The sequence below is a fragment of the Streptomyces sp. NPDC024698 genome, from assembly GCF_055559015.1.
In genome coordinates this window covers 17,604-35,522 of record NZ_JBVHLK010000036.1, presented here as the reverse complement: position 1 = coordinate 35,522, position 17,919 = coordinate 17,604, and the positions used below count along the sequence as shown (strand labels likewise).

General features: G+C 67.6%; 16 protein-coding genes and 1 pseudogene. 9 read left to right on the top strand and 8 right to left on the bottom strand.

The window, feature by feature from the left end; genetic code table 11:
- Nucleotides 1-270: 270 nt before the first annotated feature.
- Nucleotides 271-684, bottom strand: coding sequence for a transcriptional regulator (locus tag ACZ4AA_RS36945; RefSeq protein WP_467612610.1), 414 nt, complete (start codon nucleotides 682-684; stop codon nucleotides 271-273).
- Nucleotides 685-1,422: 738 nt separating this feature from the next.
- On the opposite strand from ACZ4AA_RS36945, the gene ACZ4AA_RS36940 reads away from it, so the two are divergent.
- Nucleotides 1,423-2,709 (top strand): IS701 family transposase, encoded by a 1,287-nt coding sequence (locus ACZ4AA_RS36940; RefSeq protein ID WP_467612607.1) that lies wholly within the window; start codon nucleotides 1,423-1,425, stop codon nucleotides 2,707-2,709.
- Between the two features lie 318 nt (nucleotides 2,710-3,027).
- Here ACZ4AA_RS36940 and ACZ4AA_RS36935 read toward each other — a convergent pair whose 3' ends face one another.
- Complete coding sequence (locus ACZ4AA_RS36935; RefSeq protein WP_033279275.1) at nucleotides 3,028-3,198, bottom strand: hypothetical protein; 171 nt, start codon at nucleotides 3,196-3,198, stop codon at nucleotides 3,028-3,030.
- 183 nt (nucleotides 3,199-3,381) lie between these two features.
- Between ACZ4AA_RS36935 and ACZ4AA_RS36930 the strand changes: the two genes are divergently transcribed.
- The gene (locus tag ACZ4AA_RS36930) at nucleotides 3,382-3,558 is read left to right on the top strand and encodes a CsbD family protein (RefSeq protein ID WP_467612603.1); all 177 of its coding nucleotides are present in this window, start codon (nucleotides 3,382-3,384) and stop codon (nucleotides 3,556-3,558) included.
- 371 nt (nucleotides 3,559-3,929) lie between these two features.
- Here the strand turns inward: ACZ4AA_RS36930 and ACZ4AA_RS36925 are convergent.
- Nucleotides 3,930-4,273: pseudogene (locus tag ACZ4AA_RS36925) on the bottom strand (transposase); the annotation flags it as partial.
- A 240-nt stretch (nucleotides 4,274-4,513) separates the two neighbouring features.
- On the opposite strand from ACZ4AA_RS36925, the gene pepN reads away from it, so the two are divergent.
- The 4 genes from pepN (at nucleotide 4,514) to ACZ4AA_RS36905 (ending at nucleotide 12,048) form a co-directional block, all read left to right on the top strand.
- Entirely contained in the window at nucleotides 4,514-6,967 is a 2,454-nt protein-coding gene (pepN, locus tag ACZ4AA_RS36920) for an aminopeptidase N (RefSeq protein ID WP_467612600.1), read from the top strand.
- Between the two features lie 651 nt (nucleotides 6,968-7,618).
- Nucleotides 7,619-8,371, top strand: a complete 753-nt coding sequence (locus tag ACZ4AA_RS36915; RefSeq protein ID WP_467612597.1) for a hypothetical protein — start codon at nucleotides 7,619-7,621, stop codon at nucleotides 8,369-8,371.
- Nucleotides 8,372-9,156: 785 nt separating this feature from the next.
- Nucleotides 9,157-10,722, top strand: a complete 1,566-nt coding sequence (locus ACZ4AA_RS36910) for a glycoside hydrolase family 27 protein (protein WP_467612616.1) — start codon at nucleotides 9,157-9,159, stop codon at nucleotides 10,720-10,722.
- Nucleotides 10,723-11,832: 1,110 nt separating this feature from the next.
- Nucleotides 11,833-12,048 (top strand): hypothetical protein, encoded by a 216-nt coding sequence (locus tag ACZ4AA_RS36905; protein WP_467612594.1) that lies wholly within the window; start codon nucleotides 11,833-11,835, stop codon nucleotides 12,046-12,048.
- 403 nt (nucleotides 12,049-12,451) lie between these two features.
- Here the strand turns inward: ACZ4AA_RS36905 and ACZ4AA_RS36900 are convergent, their stop codons facing one another.
- Nucleotides 12,452-13,396, bottom strand: coding sequence for an aminoglycoside phosphotransferase family protein (locus ACZ4AA_RS36900; RefSeq protein WP_467612591.1), 945 nt, complete (start codon nucleotides 13,394-13,396; stop codon nucleotides 12,452-12,454).
- A gap of 238 nt (nucleotides 13,397-13,634) precedes the next feature.
- Between ACZ4AA_RS36900 and ACZ4AA_RS36895 the strand changes: the two genes are divergently transcribed.
- Together ACZ4AA_RS36895 and ACZ4AA_RS36890 are read left to right on the top strand one after the other, a co-directional pair.
- Nucleotides 13,635-14,132: a hypothetical protein gene (locus tag ACZ4AA_RS36895; RefSeq protein ID WP_467612588.1), complete on the top strand. Its 498-nt coding sequence runs from the start codon at nucleotides 13,635-13,637 to the stop codon at nucleotides 14,130-14,132.
- 340 nt (nucleotides 14,133-14,472) lie between these two features.
- Nucleotides 14,473-15,006, top strand: coding sequence for a P-loop NTPase family protein (locus tag ACZ4AA_RS36890; protein ID WP_467612613.1), 534 nt, complete (start codon nucleotides 14,473-14,475; stop codon nucleotides 15,004-15,006).
- A 528-nt stretch (nucleotides 15,007-15,534) separates the two neighbouring features.
- Here ACZ4AA_RS36890 and ACZ4AA_RS36885 read toward each other — a convergent pair.
- The 3 genes from ACZ4AA_RS36885 to ACZ4AA_RS36875 form a co-directional block, all read right to left on the bottom strand.
- A complete protein-coding gene (locus tag ACZ4AA_RS36885) occupies nucleotides 15,535-15,831 on the bottom strand; it encodes a hypothetical protein (RefSeq protein ID WP_467612585.1) in 297 nt (98 codons plus the stop codon).
- Between the two features lie 185 nt (nucleotides 15,832-16,016).
- Complete coding sequence (locus ACZ4AA_RS36880; RefSeq protein WP_467612582.1) at nucleotides 16,017-16,526, bottom strand: cupin domain-containing protein; 510 nt, start codon at nucleotides 16,524-16,526, stop codon at nucleotides 16,017-16,019.
- Between the two features lie 292 nt (nucleotides 16,527-16,818).
- Entirely contained in the window at nucleotides 16,819-17,160 is a 342-nt protein-coding gene (locus ACZ4AA_RS36875; RefSeq protein ID WP_467612579.1) for a UBP-type zinc finger domain-containing protein, read from the bottom strand.
- 260 nt (nucleotides 17,161-17,420) lie between these two features.
- Here ACZ4AA_RS36875 and ACZ4AA_RS36870 point away from each other — a divergent pair, with 260 nt between their 5' ends.
- On the top strand, nucleotides 17,421-17,621 hold the full coding sequence (locus ACZ4AA_RS36870; protein WP_467612576.1) for a hypothetical protein: 201 nt from the start codon (nucleotides 17,421-17,423) through the stop codon (nucleotides 17,619-17,621).
- A gap of 4 nt (nucleotides 17,622-17,625) precedes the next feature.
- On the opposite strand, the gene ACZ4AA_RS36865 is transcribed toward ACZ4AA_RS36870, so the two are convergent.
- Nucleotides 17,626-17,841 carry a hypothetical protein gene (locus tag ACZ4AA_RS36865; protein ID WP_467612573.1) on the bottom strand — a complete coding sequence of 72 codons (216 nt, stop codon included), beginning with the start codon at nucleotides 17,839-17,841 and terminating at the stop codon, nucleotides 17,626-17,628.
- Nucleotides 17,842-17,919 lie beyond the last annotated feature (78 nt).

Sequence of the window (17,919 nt, the reverse complement as noted above, 5' to 3'; positions counted from 1 at the left end):
ACCCATCCACCGAACCCGCACCCGATGGAACATCACCCCACTACACTCAAAATCCGGCCCCTGACCAGCAGGAATAGCAAAACGCTGCTGGAGTACTAATACTCCAGCCGTAGATCGTGATCTTGCTGGTGGGGGCTGCTGATGACGTTCTTCGATCGAGAATGGCCAGGCATGCTCGTTACCCCGCGTCGTTCAACAGACCGCGCACCGGTGGCGACGACTGCCGAACAGCAGGGCATCAGCCTCCGTGCGGGAGGACGGCAGCCCGTCTCACGTGCTGCGAGGCAGATCGAGTCGAACGGTTCTCGGCGCCGAGTGCGGATCGGTTGAGTCAGCTGGCGTGGCGGTTCGCGTCGGCCTCGTGCTGGCGGCGGAGCGGGCCGCCGCTGCGACTGCCTGGAGCGCGTCCAGGTGTGCGGCGAGCGCGTTGCCACCCTCGGGAGTCAGGGCGAGCCAGGTTCGGGCTTTGCGACCGGCACGCCCCTTTCTGACGTCGATGTAGCCAGCTTCTTCGAGCGTCTTAGCGATCTTGCTCAGTGCCGAGTCGGACAGTTCGCATCGGTCGCGTACGAGTGCGAAGTCCGCCTCGATGCAGCCGGAGAGGAATGCCAAGACAGCCAGTCGGCTCGGATGATGCATGAGCTCGTTGAAGCCCGCCCCGACCACGCCCTTATCAGCAGGCATGGGCTTCCCCAGGGCCGGGAGGCAGCGCCCGGTTGCGCCGCGCGAACAGACCCGAGGCCGCCGCGGTGCCAACGACAGCGGGTACGACGATGCACGTGGCGTGACTGCCGCCACCGAGGCGACACACTGCCCAGACGGCAATGCACAGTGCGCACAGCCCCACCGACTCGCCCACGAGCCGCATGTTGCGCAGGCGCTTGGAGAGGACATCCCTCACCCCTGTGACCTGGACACTCATCCGGCGGCTCAACCATGCTATGGACCAGGTGAGCAATACTGCCGGCAGCGCAGCGAGCGGTACCTCCTGTGCGGCGGCAAGCGCCGCCACGTCCACGCCGACGAGGAGGCCCGCCAGCATCGGGAACCAACCCGGTGCCCGCCGCCCCCGCACCCCGGCACGAATCGACTCCGCGCGAGCCAGCGCGCCCGCCGCCTGGGCCGGGGATACCTCCACGGACTGTGATTCGCCGCCATGAGCGCCAACAGACACGAGACCGCACGACCTTCCCGACAGCAAGAGATGAGGTTGCCAGCATGGCACACACTTTCCAAGCCGGAAAGTAACATGTCTGACTCGGAAGGCATGGCCACCCGCAGTGACACTGATGGGGAGGTCCAACGAGCAACTGCGGAGACAGCCCTGAGCAAGGGGTTTTCGTTTCAATGAGCGACATCACTGCTGGGGGAACGCATACGGCCACCGTTGATCATCGGTGTGTAAAGGCAAACGATCGTGCGGTGGCCGCAGGTCACAGCGTTGCCCGCTGGCAGGAGGCATTCGGGGGCCTGATCGGCCGGATCGCGGGACGGTTCGCTCGGGTCGAACCGCGACGCCGGGTCCGGCAACTGGTCCTCGGACTCCTGTCAGACCTGCCGCGCAAGAACTGCTGGACCATCGCCGAGTGGGCCGGCGAGGCCACCCCGCACGGCATGCAGCACCTGCTCGGGAGAGCCAAGTGGGACGCGGACGCCGTCCGCGACGACGTGCGCGACTACGTGGTGGAGCACCTGCACGACGACCAGGCGGTGCTGGTGGTCGACGAGACCGGCGACGTGAAGAAGGGCACCGGCACGGTCGGCGTCCAGCGCCAGTACACCGGCACCGCGGGCAGAATCGAGAACGCCCAGGTTGCCGTCTACCTTGTCTACGCAGGTCAGCGCGGGCATGCCGCGGTGGACCGGGAACTGTACGTCCCGCGCTCCTGGACCTCCGACCCCGACCGCTGCCTCGCCGCCGGACTCGGCAAGGAGACGACATTCGCCACCAAGCCGGAACTGGCCGCACGCATGGTCGCCCGGTTCCTGGACGCCGGCCATCAGGCCGCATGGGTTGCGGGCGACGAGGTCTACGGCGGCAACCCGACCCTGCGCACCGTGCTGGAGGAACGCGGCACCGGCTACGTCCTGGCGGTGGCATGCTCGCACGAAGTCACCACCGGCGGGGGGAAGTTCCGCGCCGACGCCCTGGCCGCGAAGGTGCCCAGGAGGGGTTGGCAGAAGCTGTCCGCAGGGCCCGGAGCCAAGGGTTACCGCTTCTACGACTGGGCCGTCATCGACCTGGCCGACCCCAGGCCCGGGAGTCGCCAACTGCTGGTCCGCCGCAACCGCAGCACCGGCAAACTGGCCTACTACCGCTGCTACTCGCCCCGCCCGGTGCCGCTGGCCGAGCTGGTGCGCGTCGCTGGATCAAGGTGGGAGGTGGAGGAGTTCTTCCAAGCCGGAAAGGGACTGGCCGCACTGGAGAAACACCAGGTTCGCCGCTACGCATCCTGGGCGCGCTGGGTCACCCTGGCCATGCTCGCGCACGCCTTCCTCGCCATCGTCAGAGCAGACGAACACGCCCATCATCCCGCATCCGACGCCCGCATACCGCTCACCTGCAACGAGATCCAGCACCTGTTCATCGCGCTCGTCGTCCGCCCCGCCCTGGACGCCGTCCACCGGCTCGACTGGTCCGATTGGCGACGCCGCCACCAAGCACGATCTCAGACCAGCCACTACCGGCGGCAAGCCGCTCAAGCGTGAAGATCACGATCGACAGCTGGAGTACTAACTGCGGATTGTGCAGGCGTCATCGAATGCAATGACGCCTTCCGGGAAAGCCGCGTTCCCCGGATTCCGAGCCCCACACATTCAATTCCACGTCGAATGCGGGCACCCGGAAGCGCCCTGCTGGAGGCCATGGTTCCGGGCGTCACGGCCGCCACCTCCGGCCACGTCCTCCCGTACCCCGTATCTGTGCCGTCACCACGCTCATTCCTGCAATGACAGGAAAACAGGAAACGGGTGGGGCCCGACGCCGTGGCGTCGGGCCCCACCCGTAGGTGCACTGATCAGGCCCGCTTACCAGCGGTACCAGCGGCCGCGCTTGCCGCCGCTGGCCGCGGGCCGGATCACGAAGCCGAGGACCCACACCACCAGCACGATGACGGCGATCCACCACAGGGCCTTCAGTGCGAAACCGGCACCGAAGAGGATCAGAGCGAGCAGAAGAACAAGAAGAATAGGAACCATAGTTATCAACCTCCGAGCCCTCATGTGCCCTGCGGATCGCTCTCCACTCCTGCGGATCTTATTTAACTCTTAAGGGCGCCCGCAGTGGCGGAGCATCTGTGCGGCAGCCTTCGGGTTTAACGGTGGCGTCCGGGGTGACACGGGGGACGAACCTATTTCGAGTGAGACAGGGTGTGAGTGGTTGTGGCTGCGGACGAGAAGGCTCAGGCCAAGAGCGAGCAGGCCGAGGGCAAGGTCAAGAAGGTCGTCGGCGGCGCGGTCGGCAACGAGTCCCTGAAGGCCGAGGGGAAGGTCGAGGAGTCCAAGGGCGACCTGCGCGCGGCCAAGGAGAAGGCCAAGGACGCCATCAAGCCCAAGTAGGCGGATTGTCCCTGATCCCGGCAGTCTGATGGCTGCCGGGATCTGTCCTGTCCGGCCCTGCGGCCCTCTGCGCCGCCCCGAGGGCGCGCTCTCGTCGAACGCGCCTCCCGCCGCACCGAGCGCCACGCGAGAGCGGGGGCCGTTCGTCGTTCGGGAACTGGTGCACCAGCTGTAGTCACGCTGCTCGCCGCCGGCGTCGAGCCGCACTCGGTCGACTGCCCCGCGTCGAATTCGAGACCGTCATGACCCACCGGCGCTCCGGACCGTGTGATCGAACCTGACCTGCCCCACGGTTTGGGTTCCAGCTGCGGTGGCTAACTGGCTGCGTGGATGGTGTCTTGTGTGGAGAGTAGTTCGTACTCGATGGGGGTGCGGTAGCACCTGTCGACCGGTGCCCCGGCATCGACGAGTCGGTCGATCACCGGGTAGAGCCTTTTGGGGCCAGCTTGTCCTTGCCAAGGAACTTCGCCGTCTGCCGGACGATCGCCAGCTCGGTTTCCAGCTCATGGATCCGCCGTCGAGCGGCCCGCAACTCAGCAGACTCGCTCGACGGCGTTCCCGGTCGCCGCCCGTTGTCGATGTCGTCTTGCCGCAACCACTTCGACAACGTGACGGGATGGATGCCGAGCTCCACCGCCGTCTGTTTGGCCTGCTTGCCGGCGCGGACCAGCGCGATGGCACGCGCTCGGAACTCCGGAGGATAGGGACGAGGCATGACTGCCAGCCTTCCGTGAAGGGCTGTCAGTTAGCCACCAGAACTGGAACCTGAGAGGTGGGGCAGGTCAACCTGTCACCCAAACCTGTATCAGACCCTGCGGCAGCGATGTGATCATTCATCGTTTCCGCATGCTCTGTCCTCCAAGGTCTGTGAGGAAGCTGCCGGTCAGCCGATGAGCGACGCGATGGACAAACCCGATCCACGTGGGACTCTGAACGAATCTCCGGGAGGGAAGTGATGAGCGGCAGGAGTCTGACCCAAGCTGAGGCAGAGGGGCGTGCAAGGCTGCTGACGGTCGAGCGGTATGACGTTGCCGTCGACCTTGCGGATCTGGTGACCGGCTCGCGGGTCCGGTGCGAATCGACGATCACCTTTACGTGTGACCGGCCCGGCGCCGAGACCTTCGTCGATTGCGCGGCGGCGGTCGAGAGCGCCACGCTCAACGGGGTCGCGCTGGGGTCGGCTGTCGAGGGCCGGATCGCGCTGACCGGTCTTGCCGAGCGCAACGTCCTCACGGTGGTCTCGGTGACGGAGTGCTCGGCCGAGGGCCGGGGCGTACATAAGGCGGTCGATCCCGCCGACGGCGAGACGTATGTCTACACCGACTTCAGCCCCGACTACGCCCGGTACGTGCTGGCCTGCTTCGACCAGCCGGACCTCAAGGCGCCGTGGGCGTTCACCGTGACCGCTCCCACCGGCTGGCGGGTGTTGAGCAACAGCGGTGACCCCCGGATCGAAGACCTCGGCCCCCTGCGCCGCTGGGCCTTCCCGCCGACGCCACCGCTGGCGACGTACAACACGGTCATCAACGCGGGCCCGTACCACGAAGTGCGCCGTCGCGGAGCCGGTCATGATCTCGGCCTCTTCGCCCGACAGTCGCTGGCCTGCGTCTTGGACCGGGACGCCGACGAACTGTTCACCCTGACCACCCAGGGGCTCGAGTTCTTCGCCGACAAGTTCGGCATGCCCTTTCCGCAGCACAAGTACGACCAGGTCTTCACGCCCGAGTTCCCCGGCGCTTTGGAGAACTTCGGCTGCGTCACCTGGATGGACTGGTTCCTGCGCAGGAGCACGCCGACCAGAGCGGAGTGGGACCTCTTCTCGCGGTACCTGTTGCACGAGCTCGCGCACATGTGGTTCGGCAACATCGTCACGATGCGCTGGTGGGACGACCTGTGGCTGAACGAGGCGTTCGCGGAGTTCGCGAGCAATTGGGCCGCGGTGAACGCGACCTCGTACACCGATGCCTGGACGGCACATCTGACCGGCGAGAAACTCAAGGCCTATTTCATGGACCAGGGACCGACGACGCACCCGATCCGCCAGCAGGTCCGCGACGTCTCCGAGGCCGAAGCGACGTTCGACGCCATCACCTACTCCAAGGGCGCTTCCGTACTGCACCAGTTGATGACGTACGTCGGCGAGGCGAACTTCTCCGCGGGGCTCACCAGCTACTTCGCCAGGCATGCCTGGGGCAGCACCACGCTGAAGGACCTGATCGAGGCGGTCGCCGACGCCGACGGACGTGACCTGGACCAGTGGCGCGCGGGATGGCTGGAGACAGCGGGCACCGACCGGCTCACTCTCGACCACGACGAAGACGGTTTCGCCCTGGTCGCTCAGGGGCCGGGTGGCCGGCCGCGCCCGCAAGTGCTCGCCGTCGGCGCCTACGAGCGTTCAGGGGACCGTCTTGAGCGGACGGCACGCGTCGAAGTCGAGGTGGCGGGCGAACGGACCCGGCTCGGCCTACCGGCAGGAGCCGACCTGTATCTGGTCAACGATGACGACCTGACCTTCGCCTCGACGCGACCTGACGCCACGACCAGAGACGCGTTCTTCGGCAACGCCGCCCGCCTGCCCACCGCGACCGCGCGGGGTGTGGCCGTCACCACGGCCTGGGACATGCTGATCAACGGCGAGGCGACAGCCGCCGAAGCCGTGCGGTGCCTGACCGGCGTGCTGGTCGTCGAGACCTCCGCGTCGGCGATCGAGCCGTATCTCAACCTGGCTGTCGAGGCCGCGGATCTGTGGAGCCCGATGTCGGAGCGGGACGCGTTGCTACGAGCGGTGGCCGCGGCGTGCCGCGATCTCTCCGGCGTCGGCGCCTACCGCAAAGCGGCGTTGCGCGGCTTCGCTCGCACCGCGGCCGAACCGGAGGAGGTGGCCTGGCTCCAGACCGAGGCCGGGGAGGACATCGATCTCCAGTGGCGGGCACTGGTTCGCAAGGCTCAGCTCGGAAGTCCGACCGCCACCGAGGCCGAGGCTCTGCTCGACCGCGACCCGGACCCTGACGCATGGGTCAGCAGACTCCAGGTCCGCGCCGCGACCCCGGACGCGGCAGAGAAGAACGCGGTGTGGCGGACGCTGGTGACGGACCGCGCGGTGCCTCTGGCCTCGGTCCACTCGGTTGCGGCACTGTTCTGGAGTGCAGGTCAGGACGACTTGCTGAGGCCCCACGCGGAGGCCTACCTCGATCTCGTGCCGGCCATCCACCGCAGCGGAACCATGCCGGCGACGACGTACACCAAGACTCTCTTCCCGCTGTTCGGTATCGACCTGGCCTATCTGAAGCGAGCGGAGGACCTGGCGGCGCAGGCTGTCCCGGTCGTCCGCACGAACCTCCTGGTCCGGGCCGACCGGATGCGCCGCATCTTGCGCTCCCGCGCTGAAAGCTCGCGCTCCCGCGGCTGAAGGCTTGTGGCGCAGATGCGTCTCCGGGCACCCACCCGCAGGCAACTCGCACGCCGGATCGGTAGAAGCGGTCCGGCGACGACTCACTCGACGTTCGTGGTGTCGCTCGGGCAGCACCGCTCGTGCACGGCGGGTGGCCCGGTCTCGTTCGGGCCGGTCATTCAGCCTGAATCCATGGCCGGGACGAGGGGGACCACTGGGCCATCAAGTGCTCTCGGCAGGGCCGCCTTCGACACCGTGGCGCTGCGATTCCTCTCCGAACCGGGCCTCTTGATGAACCAGGTCGCCGAGAGTCTGGAGCTGTTCGCGGCTATGCGCCGGCTGCCGTTTGTCAACTGGACGTCATGGTGCTGCGCAGGCTGTGTGGATTCCGGCCCGAGGCCACCTCTGCGGTTCTGGGCAGGCCGGGGCGGGGAGATGGGGTGGGACGCCCCGGGCTACGGGGAGACCGCGAACGCGGGGGTGAGTGGAGGCGTCCTGAAGGGCCGCTGTCTCCAGCCTCCTCGCAGCGTCAATCCGACCGACACGATGTGCGTTCTGGCCGCGCTACGTTGGAGGGCTGGTGCGTGTGCGACACCCTGGGGGTCTAAAGTCGGTGCCTGTTGCAGCAAGTTGGGGCGCGGGGTGACACCCGCAAGGGAGAGGGGCCCGATGTTGCACGACGATGGAGAACGCCCGGCGCCGAGATCTGGCGCACTCACGTACGCGATGATGACGGCCGAGGCGCGGCGCCAGGCGGCGCTGCCCAGGCCCACGGCACGCAGTCGTCGAGAGGCGGACGTTCGCACGGTGCGGTGGTGGCGGGTGCGGACGCTGCGGAGCATCTCGGGTCTGTCCACCCTGGTCACGGCGCTGGTCTTCGCGTGTGTTCTGTTGGCGATCTGCTTGCTGGTCGGCTCGTCGATAGTGCCTGATGCCTGGTACCCGCTTGCGGTCTCGATAGGTCTGGGTCTCTACGGGGCCTACCGTCTTCGTGGAGTCCCTGGGACGACGGCCAGGACTCTGGCCAGTGCGGCTTGCGCGCCCGGTCCGGTGCCCAAGCGTTATGCCGTGGTGTACGACCCGCCCCGCGACGGGACCGCCCTGCTGGTGTTGTTCCCGGCCGCCGGGGGCGACGACGTCCGGCCCGATGGGGTCTTGGAACTCATGCCTTTGCCACAGACCTGGCTCCGGTTCTTCGGGGCGAGCAAACTCCCGGCCGACCTGCCTGTGGAGCCCGAGGGCAGCCTCGAACTTCATGGCCCAAGGGATGGATTGCCGGTGGGCGTCCCCTGGATCGATGGGCAGGCGTACTGGCCGAAGCGCTCCTACGGTCCCGATGACCTGATGGGACCGGACGACCGAGCCCTGATCGCTCGACTGCTTGCGGACGCCACCGAGGAAGTGGATTCCATCGATTCGTGACCTCAGCGGCCGGGCAGCTGTCCGACGGGAACGCAGGGCGTTGGTGGGGCGAGGTGGTCGCGCCGATGGACTCAGCGCTCTCAGCAGGCGTCCCACCCGCAGGGCCGGGCGCGTGAGGCCGAGGGCGGCCTGACAGCAGCAGGATGATCGCAGCGCGCATGCCGACGGCGCCCTGCCCCCACCGGGTGTGTCCCGAGTGGGGCAGGGCGCCGTCGCGACCCAGCGTACCGACGACAGGCAGGGGGTTTGTGGTGCTGTCGAGGCGCTGGGCGGCAGAGAGCACGTTCGTCAGCCACCGGCCGCATCGGGTGCAGACACGGCATTCCTGACTCCTGATCAAGCATGTGGGGACGACGCGTCCCGACAAGTGGCCTGTCCTGCCCGCAACCCTCTGGGTCCGGCCAACCCGGTCAAGAACAAGCCGAGTTGGGGAAGTGACGTCCGGGGGTTCGATCCCGTTGCTGTGTGAACCCTTGACGGAACCTGTGTGGACTGCGACGGTATGGCCCGGCATTCGCACAGAATCCAAAACTTCCCACCCTTACCCGTCACGCGTCTTTGTCATCCCCTTCGGTTGTTTCCCGCACCTGACGTGGGGTCACTCACGCCTGTCGGCAGGCCGAAGTGCTCGTCGGATAGCCCCCATCCGAAAGAAGGACAACGTGCGCCTCCCCTTACCCCGCACGCGCCGTAGGGTCCGCATACTGCGGACTCCCCGCGCACCTCGCACCGACAGCCGCCGTGCGTCCGTCGGCAGACGTGCCGGTACCGCGGTCGGCACCGTCCTGGCCCTGCTCGCGGCGTCGGCCGCCTGGGCCATCGGCGCCGCGCCACAGGCCGGGGCGCTGCCCAACGGGCTGGCGCTGACCCCGCCGATGGGCTGGAACAGCTGGAACAAGTTCGGATGCGACGTCACCGAGCAGAAGGTGGAGGCCGTCGCCGACTACCTGGTGTCCTCCGGTCTGGCCGCGGCCGGCTACTCCTTCGTCGACATCGACGACTGCTGGATGGCCGGCAGCCGCGACTCGGGCGGCCATCTCGTGCCGGACCCCGTCAAGTTCCCGGACGGCATCAGCGGTACCGCCGCGTACGTGCACGGCAAGGGCCTGAAGCTGGGCATCTACGAGAGCGCGGGCACGAAGACCTGCGCCGGCTACCCCGGCAGCCTCGGCCATGAGCGGACCGACGCGAACAGCTTCGCCTCCTGGGGCGTGGACCTGCTCAAGTACGACAACTGCAACGACGACGGGACCTCCGCCCAGCAGCGCGACACCACCATGCGCGACGCCCTGGCCGGCAGCGGCCGCGCCATCCTGTTCAGTCTGTGCGAATGGGGCGTGGACAGCGTGTGGACCTGGGGCGCGGGCGTCGGCAACATGTGGCGCACCACCGGCGACATCAACGACAGCTACGGCTCCCTGCTGTCGATCTTCCACGCCAACGTCAAACTGGCGCAGTACGCCGGCCCCGGTGGCTGGAACGACCCCGACATGCTGGAGGTCGGCAACGGCGGCATGTCGTTCACCGAGGACCGCAGCGAGTTCAGTCTCTGGGCCGAGATGGCCGCCCCGTTGATCACTGGCAACGACCTGCCCAACTCCTCCGCCGCCACCGCCTCCGTCCTCGGAAACCGGGACGTCGTCGCGGTCGACCAGGACGCGCTCGGCAAGCAGGGCGTGCAGGTCTCCGCCGTCGGCGGCCTGGACGTCCTCGCCAAGCCGCTGGCGGGCGGCGACGTGTCGGTCGCGCTGTTCAACGAGAACTCCGGTGCGGCCACGATATCCTCCACGGCGTCGGCCATCGGCCTGCCCGCCTCGTCCAACGGCTACAGCCTCGACAACCTGTGGTCGCATGTGAAGACCACCACCGGCGGCGCGATCTCGGCCACCGTGCCCGGCCACGGCACCGTCCTGTTCCGGGTGTCCACCGGCTCGGCCACCAGCACCGGCACAACGCACGCCCTGGTCGGCGCCTCCTCGGGCCGCTGCCTCGACGCGTTCGACAACCAGACCGCGCCCGGCACGAAGATCGAGATCTGGGACTGCAACGGCGGCGCCAACCAGAAGGCCACCCTGACCGCGGCCGGTGAACTGCGGCTGTACGGGGGCACGCAATGCCTGGATGCCGCCGGTGCGGCGACCAGCGCGGGCACCAAGGTCGAGCTGTGGACCTGCAACGGCGGTACGAACCAGCAGTGGCGCCTGAACGCCGACGGCACGATCACCGGCGTCCAGTCCGGTCTGTGCCTCGACGTCACCGGCGGCGACCAGCCGCCCGGAAACGTCGACGGAACCCAGCTGGAGCTGTGGAACTGCAACGGCGGCGCCAACCAGCAGTGGCGCCTGAACTGAACGAACCGGGGCAACACCCATGCCCCTCGCACGGTCGCGGCCCGACGGCCCGGATCCGACGCGCACGAACACGATCCGGGCGATCGGGCCGCGACCCGGCCCGTCACGCAGTCAGGACGCGGGCGTGATGAAGTGGACGTCGACTCCGCAGAGTTCGTGAAGGCTGCGGAAAGGGCCACCCCGATCGCCGGCGTGAGTCCACGAGCTGTTCACAGCAGGCACTATGGCGGCCCGCGGATCCGAACAGGGAGCGTTTGGCCAGCACGGGGATGCCGAACCCGTCGTTCCTGCGCGACAATGCAACGTCGCGCTGTCACGGAGGGGTGGCATGGGCAGAAGGCGTGCGTCCTGGACAAGCGGAACCGTCGGGGCGGTGGTCGTGACAATCGTCGTGTACGGCGTGTCCGCGTGCTCCGGCAGCTCGGAGGTCGAGTGCTCTGGTGGCGCCTACGAAGCGGAATGCCATCCTGTGAACCAGCCGCCTGCGGATACAAGGTCAACCACGGTGTCGCCGCCCGCTGTTCCGACTCCTAGGAGTCCCTGTCCCTCGGACTGGAGCGAGGTCTGGAGGGAAGTGCGCGACAGGAAGTGGGACCAGGCCTGCCCGCTTCCCAGCCCCATGACGACAGCTGTGCCATCCGCTCTGCCAGGACTGTCGGCCGGTGCGCAGACATGACGCAATGAGGCGTCCGGATGTACTCGGACCGATCCTCACCGGCCAGAGCACGGGGCACAGCCTCTGAGGTCCTGGCAGCTGCTCGGGGAAGGTTCCAGCGCCGTCCAGGGCGTTGCAGAGTCTCCGACAACCAGTCGGGCCCGCCCGGCATTGACGACCAACCCCGATCGATGGGGAAGGCGCTGGTGCAGAATCGCCAGGACGACCCGCATGGCGATCGCGGCCAGATACATCCCAGGTCGCCCCATGCACCCCGAGGCCGTGCCGCCGTCACATCCGGCCCTGCCTGCCGTTGAGTGGTAGTTCTCCAGATCAAGGGCATCGCTGAACTGGATGGCGATCGCGATGGCAGGCCCGTAAGACTTGCAGCGTTGATTACGAGGCGTTGTCCGGCCACAAAGTCCGAGCAGCCGCCCGGAGACGAAGGAGCAGCCATGCCGCAGAGGCCAGAACCCGTCAGTCAGCCGGAATACCTGACCGAGAAGCAGTGGATCGACCTCGCCTTCGCGGTGATGCGCGGCGTGGTCGAAGGGTGTCGGACGGCGGAACTTGGACTGGACCCAGCGCTGCTCTCGGACCTGGGCACGGCTGCGGTGAATGGGCTCCGGGCCCACCTGGACCAGGTCATGGCGGAGTCGCAGGACGGATGACGCTCGCCCTCTGGCGGGCGTCCCTCTCAGAACGTGTGTCTGATGCGTCCGTCTAGCCCAGGTTGCGTCGGCTGGCACTGTGGCACGTCAACCAGATCCCCCTTGGGTGGCGTTGGACGATGCGCATTCAAGCAGGTCGGGGCTGCGCCGGATGGCCAACTGTCTCCTGCGGCAAGCTGGTTGGCGGCGGGGTGCATGAAGGAGAGGTAGACCTGGTAGCGGTGAGGCGTCCAGTTGCCGTACGACCAGATCCAGGCGGCGACCGGATCGTCCACATCGTGCCCGCTCTCGTGGCCGCTCTCGTGGCCGACCGCGGCGGCCATCCACTCCAGGCGTCTGGCCAGTCCGCGGTCTGATCATGCCAGCGCCCTGATCGAGCTGGCTGGCCCCGTGACCGAAGGAATCAGGAGCCCAGTAGCGATTGGGCGATGGTTTGTTGCTCGGGTTGCAGTGTGACCGCGCCGTTCTCGATGTCCCAGAGGCAGTTCTGTAGGACGCGGCCGAGTGTCCATCCCGTGGCCCGCCCCCGGTCCAGACCAACGACTTCTGTCATGAGGTGAAAGCGATGGCGTATCGCCCGAGGTACGTCTGGGGAGCCGGTGATGTCGTCCCACCGGTTTCGCAATGCGGGCAGCAGCTCGAAGCCGGGGTCGCCGGCAAGGGGTTTGGGGTCGATGGTGAGCCAGGGAGCCCGTCCCGAGGCCTGCAAGGACGGAAGAGGGGCGAGAACGTTGTCGTAGTGCAGATCCCAATGCAGAAGCCGGTCACCGGGCTCGTCGAGCAGCTCCCGCATCGCGGCCGCGCATGTGGCCAGCAGTCGTCGCTCAGAGGGGTCCGCCAGAGAGCGGGAGTATGTGGGGACCCGGTCGAGCATGGCTCGGGCGATGTCGGCCAAGAGCCGCAAGCCGGCGGGGGCCGGAATGGCGGCAAGTTGCTTCAGCAGCTCGGAAAGGTGTTGGAGGGCCTCAGCGCCGTCGGGCACCGCCGCGAGGGACCGGGCGGCATCGAGACGTTCCAGAAGCATCGCCCCGGAGTCGGGGGCGGAGTTCAGCAGTCCGACCGCGAGACGGGCGCCCCAGACGCGCAGGGCGAACGGCTCGTCCCGGGTTTCCTCGTCGACGGGCTGGAGCTTGAGTACCGCGGGCGAGCCGTCTGCCTGGAGCACTGGCAGTACGAGTGCGACAGCCCCGTGCAGGGGCGGCCCGTCCAGTCGCAGACTCCAGCGGTTCAAGAACTCCTCGGCCAGGGTCGGCAGGGCAGCGGTCCATGCCCGCCTGGCATCGCCGTTCCGCGACACGGTCAGGGCCGCTGGAACTTCGACCTGGGACCGAAACCGGCTGAATGCCACGACGCTCCCGAATATCGAGGGTGCTGGGGTGTCAGCGTGCCCGACCGTCTTCGGCATCGAGTTCGTCGGGCGCCTGCCATACGATCGTACGGCTCCTCCGCGCTGCCCCGGCAAGACCCAAGCGGTTTCAAAACGCGGGTTCTGGTCCAACTTCTGTAGAGCACTCACGCTCTGGAATCTCTCGTGGCTGGATGGCCCTTCGTGACTCGTTGACAGACCTGTTTGAGATCATGCCCGCATGGACTTCGACCTCGCTCCACCAAGCGGCGTTGGCCCGTTGCGGGTCGGTATGACACGGCAATCGGCCGACGCGGCGCTGGACTCGCTGCGCGATCTCTCCGCGATCTCGGAGTCTGACCAGCCGGGGCAGCACGTCTTCCGTCCCAGTGGACTGATGATCAGCATCCACTGCACGCGCGACGCGCTCGAAGCCGTTGAGCTCGGGAGGCCGTCGACTCGGACAGACCGAGTCGTCTTCCGAGGCTTGGACGTGTTCGCGCTCCCGGCCCGCGAGTTGGTGCAACGCATGGGCGAGTACACCTCGATCGAGGCGGATCCCGACGACCGAGCGTCTTTCGTCGCCTCTGACCTGCTCCTGAGCTTCTGGCGCCCGTTCGCGGCCGACGACGAGCCAGAGGAAGAGCAGGGCTACTCCTTCAGTTCGGTCCTGCTGGCACGGCCTGGCTACTACGACACCCCTGCTCAGGCTGCGGAGCGACTCCAGCGGGACTCGTGACCGTCGCGTCAACCATCAGCCCGGAAGCGGTCGGCACCGGCGGTTTCCGGACGATCTCGCGAGACCCACCAGCAAAACCGACCGTCACAGGGAGCAGGCACACCGCAGACTTGGACCAGAACGCAAACTCGTGAACGGCATCCGACCGTGGATCGGGGCGCCTCCCAAACCCATGGACAACTGAATTTCACGACTGGTGAATAGCGGCAGACGTCCCCGAACTGGATGCCGAGTAGCCTTCGTACACGAAGGAAGAATTCACTCGTCCAGGCGTCGACGCAGGTCCCGTCCCCGAAACGCCTCCTTACTGTCACCGGCCGTCGATAGCGTGACCGCCGTGATGGTGGGCACCGAAGAAACCCGGCTGGTCGTGGTCCGCGGCAACAGTGCCTCGGGGAAGTCCTCCGTCGCGGCCGGCTTGCGCGAGCGGTTCGGCCGCGGCCTGGCTCTGGTCGGTCAGGACAACCTCCGCCGCTTCGTGCTCCGGGAGCGCGACCGGCCCGGTGCCGCGAACATCGGCCTGATCGACCTGACCGCCCGCTACGCCCTCGACGCCGGATTCCACGTCGTCGTTGAAGGCATCCTCTACGCCGACCGCTACGGCGACATGCTCGCGCAGTTGCGTGCCGACCACCGCGGTCCGACCCACGGCTACTACCTGGACGTGCCGTTCGGTGAAACTCTCGCCCGGCACGGCACCAAACCGATTGCCGAGGACGTCGACGAGACGCAACTGCGCGACTGGTACCGGGCGCGCGATCTATTGCCCGGCGGCATAGAGATCGTCATCGGCGCCGACAGCGCACTGCACGAGACTGTCGACCGCATCATGTTCGATACCGGCCTGGCCCACCTGCCCGCCCTGGACCGGTGACACGACCCAACCATGAGGCTGACCACACGTGCGGCCGCGTCACGCTGAGCCTCGACGATGGCGTTGGCTGTGCCGCCCACACCTTCGACCGCGGCTGGTCGCCGCGCTATGTCTGCCGAAACGCCCGCCCGGGCCAGGGACTTGCTGGTCGGGACGGTGGATGGGGCGCCACACGGGTACAGCCGTCGCGCTGGAGCAGGCCGGCCAATGGCGCTACGAGGACGGGGCGTTGTGCAGGAAGCGGAACGGCGCCAGCAGCCCGGCCCCGGCGCGCAGGGCGCTGATCCGAGTGTTCGACACCGGTAGGTCCCGTGGCGTCCAGGACGAACAGGACGCTGGGGAAGAGCGGGTAGCGCAGCCGCCACTCCTCAACCGCCGGTTCCCGGAAGTTCGGTCGGTGCCCCGGTACCGCCGGTACGTAGTGGTTGAAGCGCTCGTACGGGGTCAGCCTTTGATGCGACTGCGCCGAGGTGCTACCGGCCGCCACCCTCACAGCCGCCTGACTGTTCGGTACGTTCCGTGCTCGAGTCACAACGCCTCATCCGCCCCGCATGGGGTCATCGACGGCTCGAGCCAGCGGGCCTGTCGGATGGCCGGCTCGCTGAGGGAGTAGAGGGTGGCCAGGGCGAGGACGGCCACGAGTGCGAGCATCGCGGTCGGCGTGCTGAAGTACTCCAGCAACATCCCGCTGATCGCCATGCCCGCGGGGACACCGGCACCGAACAGGGTCATGACGGCGGTGACCGTTCGCCCGCGTCGCTCGTCAGGAACTTGCTGGAAGATGAGGACGTCGGCCAGGACCCGCAGTGCCGGGACCCCGAGCATGGCGCAGAAGAGGACCGCGGTCCTCCAGACCCCCGATACCGCCTCCAGCGACCATGATCTCGGTCGTGTTCCTCGAATTCGTTGGCGTCGCAGAGCCCGACGCTGCCCGGAACCCCTGAACGTACCGGGCCGCTTCCGAGCCAACGATGACCGTGAGTTCGCCGGAAAAGCATCCTCATGCGAGCTCAAGGGGCCTTTTCGGCAGGCTCGTTGACGATCCTCGTCGTCTCGTCACCAGCCGAGAGGCCGGTGAACAGGCAGTCCCAGCGATCGCCCAGTTCTTTCAGCGCCTTGGCCGGCGGATTGCCGCCCGTTGCGGCGTTCAGATCGGCCATCTCGGCGAAGAAGCCGTCCAGGGCCGGCGAGGTGATGAAAAGGAACCGGACCTCGACCAGGCCGGCGTTGTAGGGGCGATGCACCATCCCACGGGGTACCACCGCGTAATCCCCAGCGCCGAGCGTCAGCGTCCGGTCCCCGACGTCCAGGCTCAGTTCGCCCTCCAGTACACGGAAGGCCTCCTCGTGCAACGCGTGGACATGAGGCGGGGGTCCGGGCGCTCCTGCCGCGTGGGAGTACTCGATCAGTGAATACGCGCCTCCCGTCACCGCACCGTCGATCTTCACCGCCATCGGAGCGCCGGTCGGACCAGGAAGCAGCCGGCCCTGGCCCGCCGCGATCACCACTGGATCGCTCACTCATGTCACCGCCCCTGCGCGCCGTCCCTCCATCATCCCGCTGGGCCCCGCCCTCCGCACGAGACACGGTGTACGCAGGGCGGGGCCGTCCGGAAATCCGGGTACAGCAGCAAGTAACCAATTACATGAAAGGCGATTGAGGTGGAGGCAAGACACTCTTGATCATTGGTAGCTCGCGGGGACTGGGGCGTGCGCTCGCGTAGTGGCGACTGGCCACGGGTCCCCAGGTGGTGGCCGCGGCGCGTCATCCGGAATCGCTGCTGCGGCTGCCGCTGTCCAGAGATGCCGTCGACTATGCCGCGGACGCGCGGCGTCTGGCCGATCCGCGCTGCACGAGGAAAACTTCGTCGACGTAGCACCAAGCCCATGGCTCACCGCCTGGTTCCATGGAGCGAGCGAGAGGGTGACCGCTGGATGCGTAGTGAGCGGTGGCGTGGGCGCCTGGCGCACTGTCGCTGCAGCCAATGTGGCCGCAGGTCAGGCAGAGGCACAGCCGCGTCTCCTCGCGCCCATGGACGAAGCACTCCGGACAAACCCGGCTTCGGGGCATTGGGGCCGGGCCAGCAGCGGCGCCATGGGGACATTCGTGGCCCTCCGGACAGCCACCGTCTGGCTTTACCACCCAGTCGGTCATGTTTCGCCTCCGAAATACTGGTAGTCGCTGCGGGAGACTCACCTCTATTTCACGCATGCAGGTACAAGCAGATGCATCGGGACAGGTGCTCCGCGCGCTTCTGCGCGATGGTTTCGCTGTGCCAGGCTCTGAACTGTCTGGCACGGTCACAACCGATTGGTTTAGATGGAGCCGAGAGGGCGTCGAGGACGGCGGCCCGCAACGTCTCCCAGGCCTCCCGCAAGCACGCCCGTCCCGACGTTGCCGTGAGGATTGACGAGGTGGTGAAGCAGCGGTGGCAGCCGCTGGTGCGCAAGTGCTGGCACCGCCAAGCCGCCGCCACCGGCGGCATCACCGTCGTGACCCGGGCCCGGTGCGGTCACACCGCAGCCGTCGGCAGCACCGACGACGGCCGCTTCCGCCGCCTCCCCTCAACCTACGCACGACGCCTGTTCGCCGCCCGCGGAGTCGTAGCGGGCTGACCTATCAGGTCGCCCGGCTGATCGACGCGGGGCTGGTCACCAAGGCACGCGCCAGTGATGACGAACGCAGCACCGTCGTCACCGCCACCGCGCAGGCCGTGAAGCGCTGTTCCGCGCACTTCCCGGACATGTCGAGGTCGTCCAGCGTCTCCTGCTGGCACCGCTGTCGAACCAGGACACCGCCGCGCTCGGCGACGTTCTCGGTCGGGTCCGCAGCCATATGCGCGCCCAGCCGCCCCGTTCCATCGTCCCCCGCAAGCGCGTACCGCGCGGGGCCGGAGCGGTGGACGACGGCCGA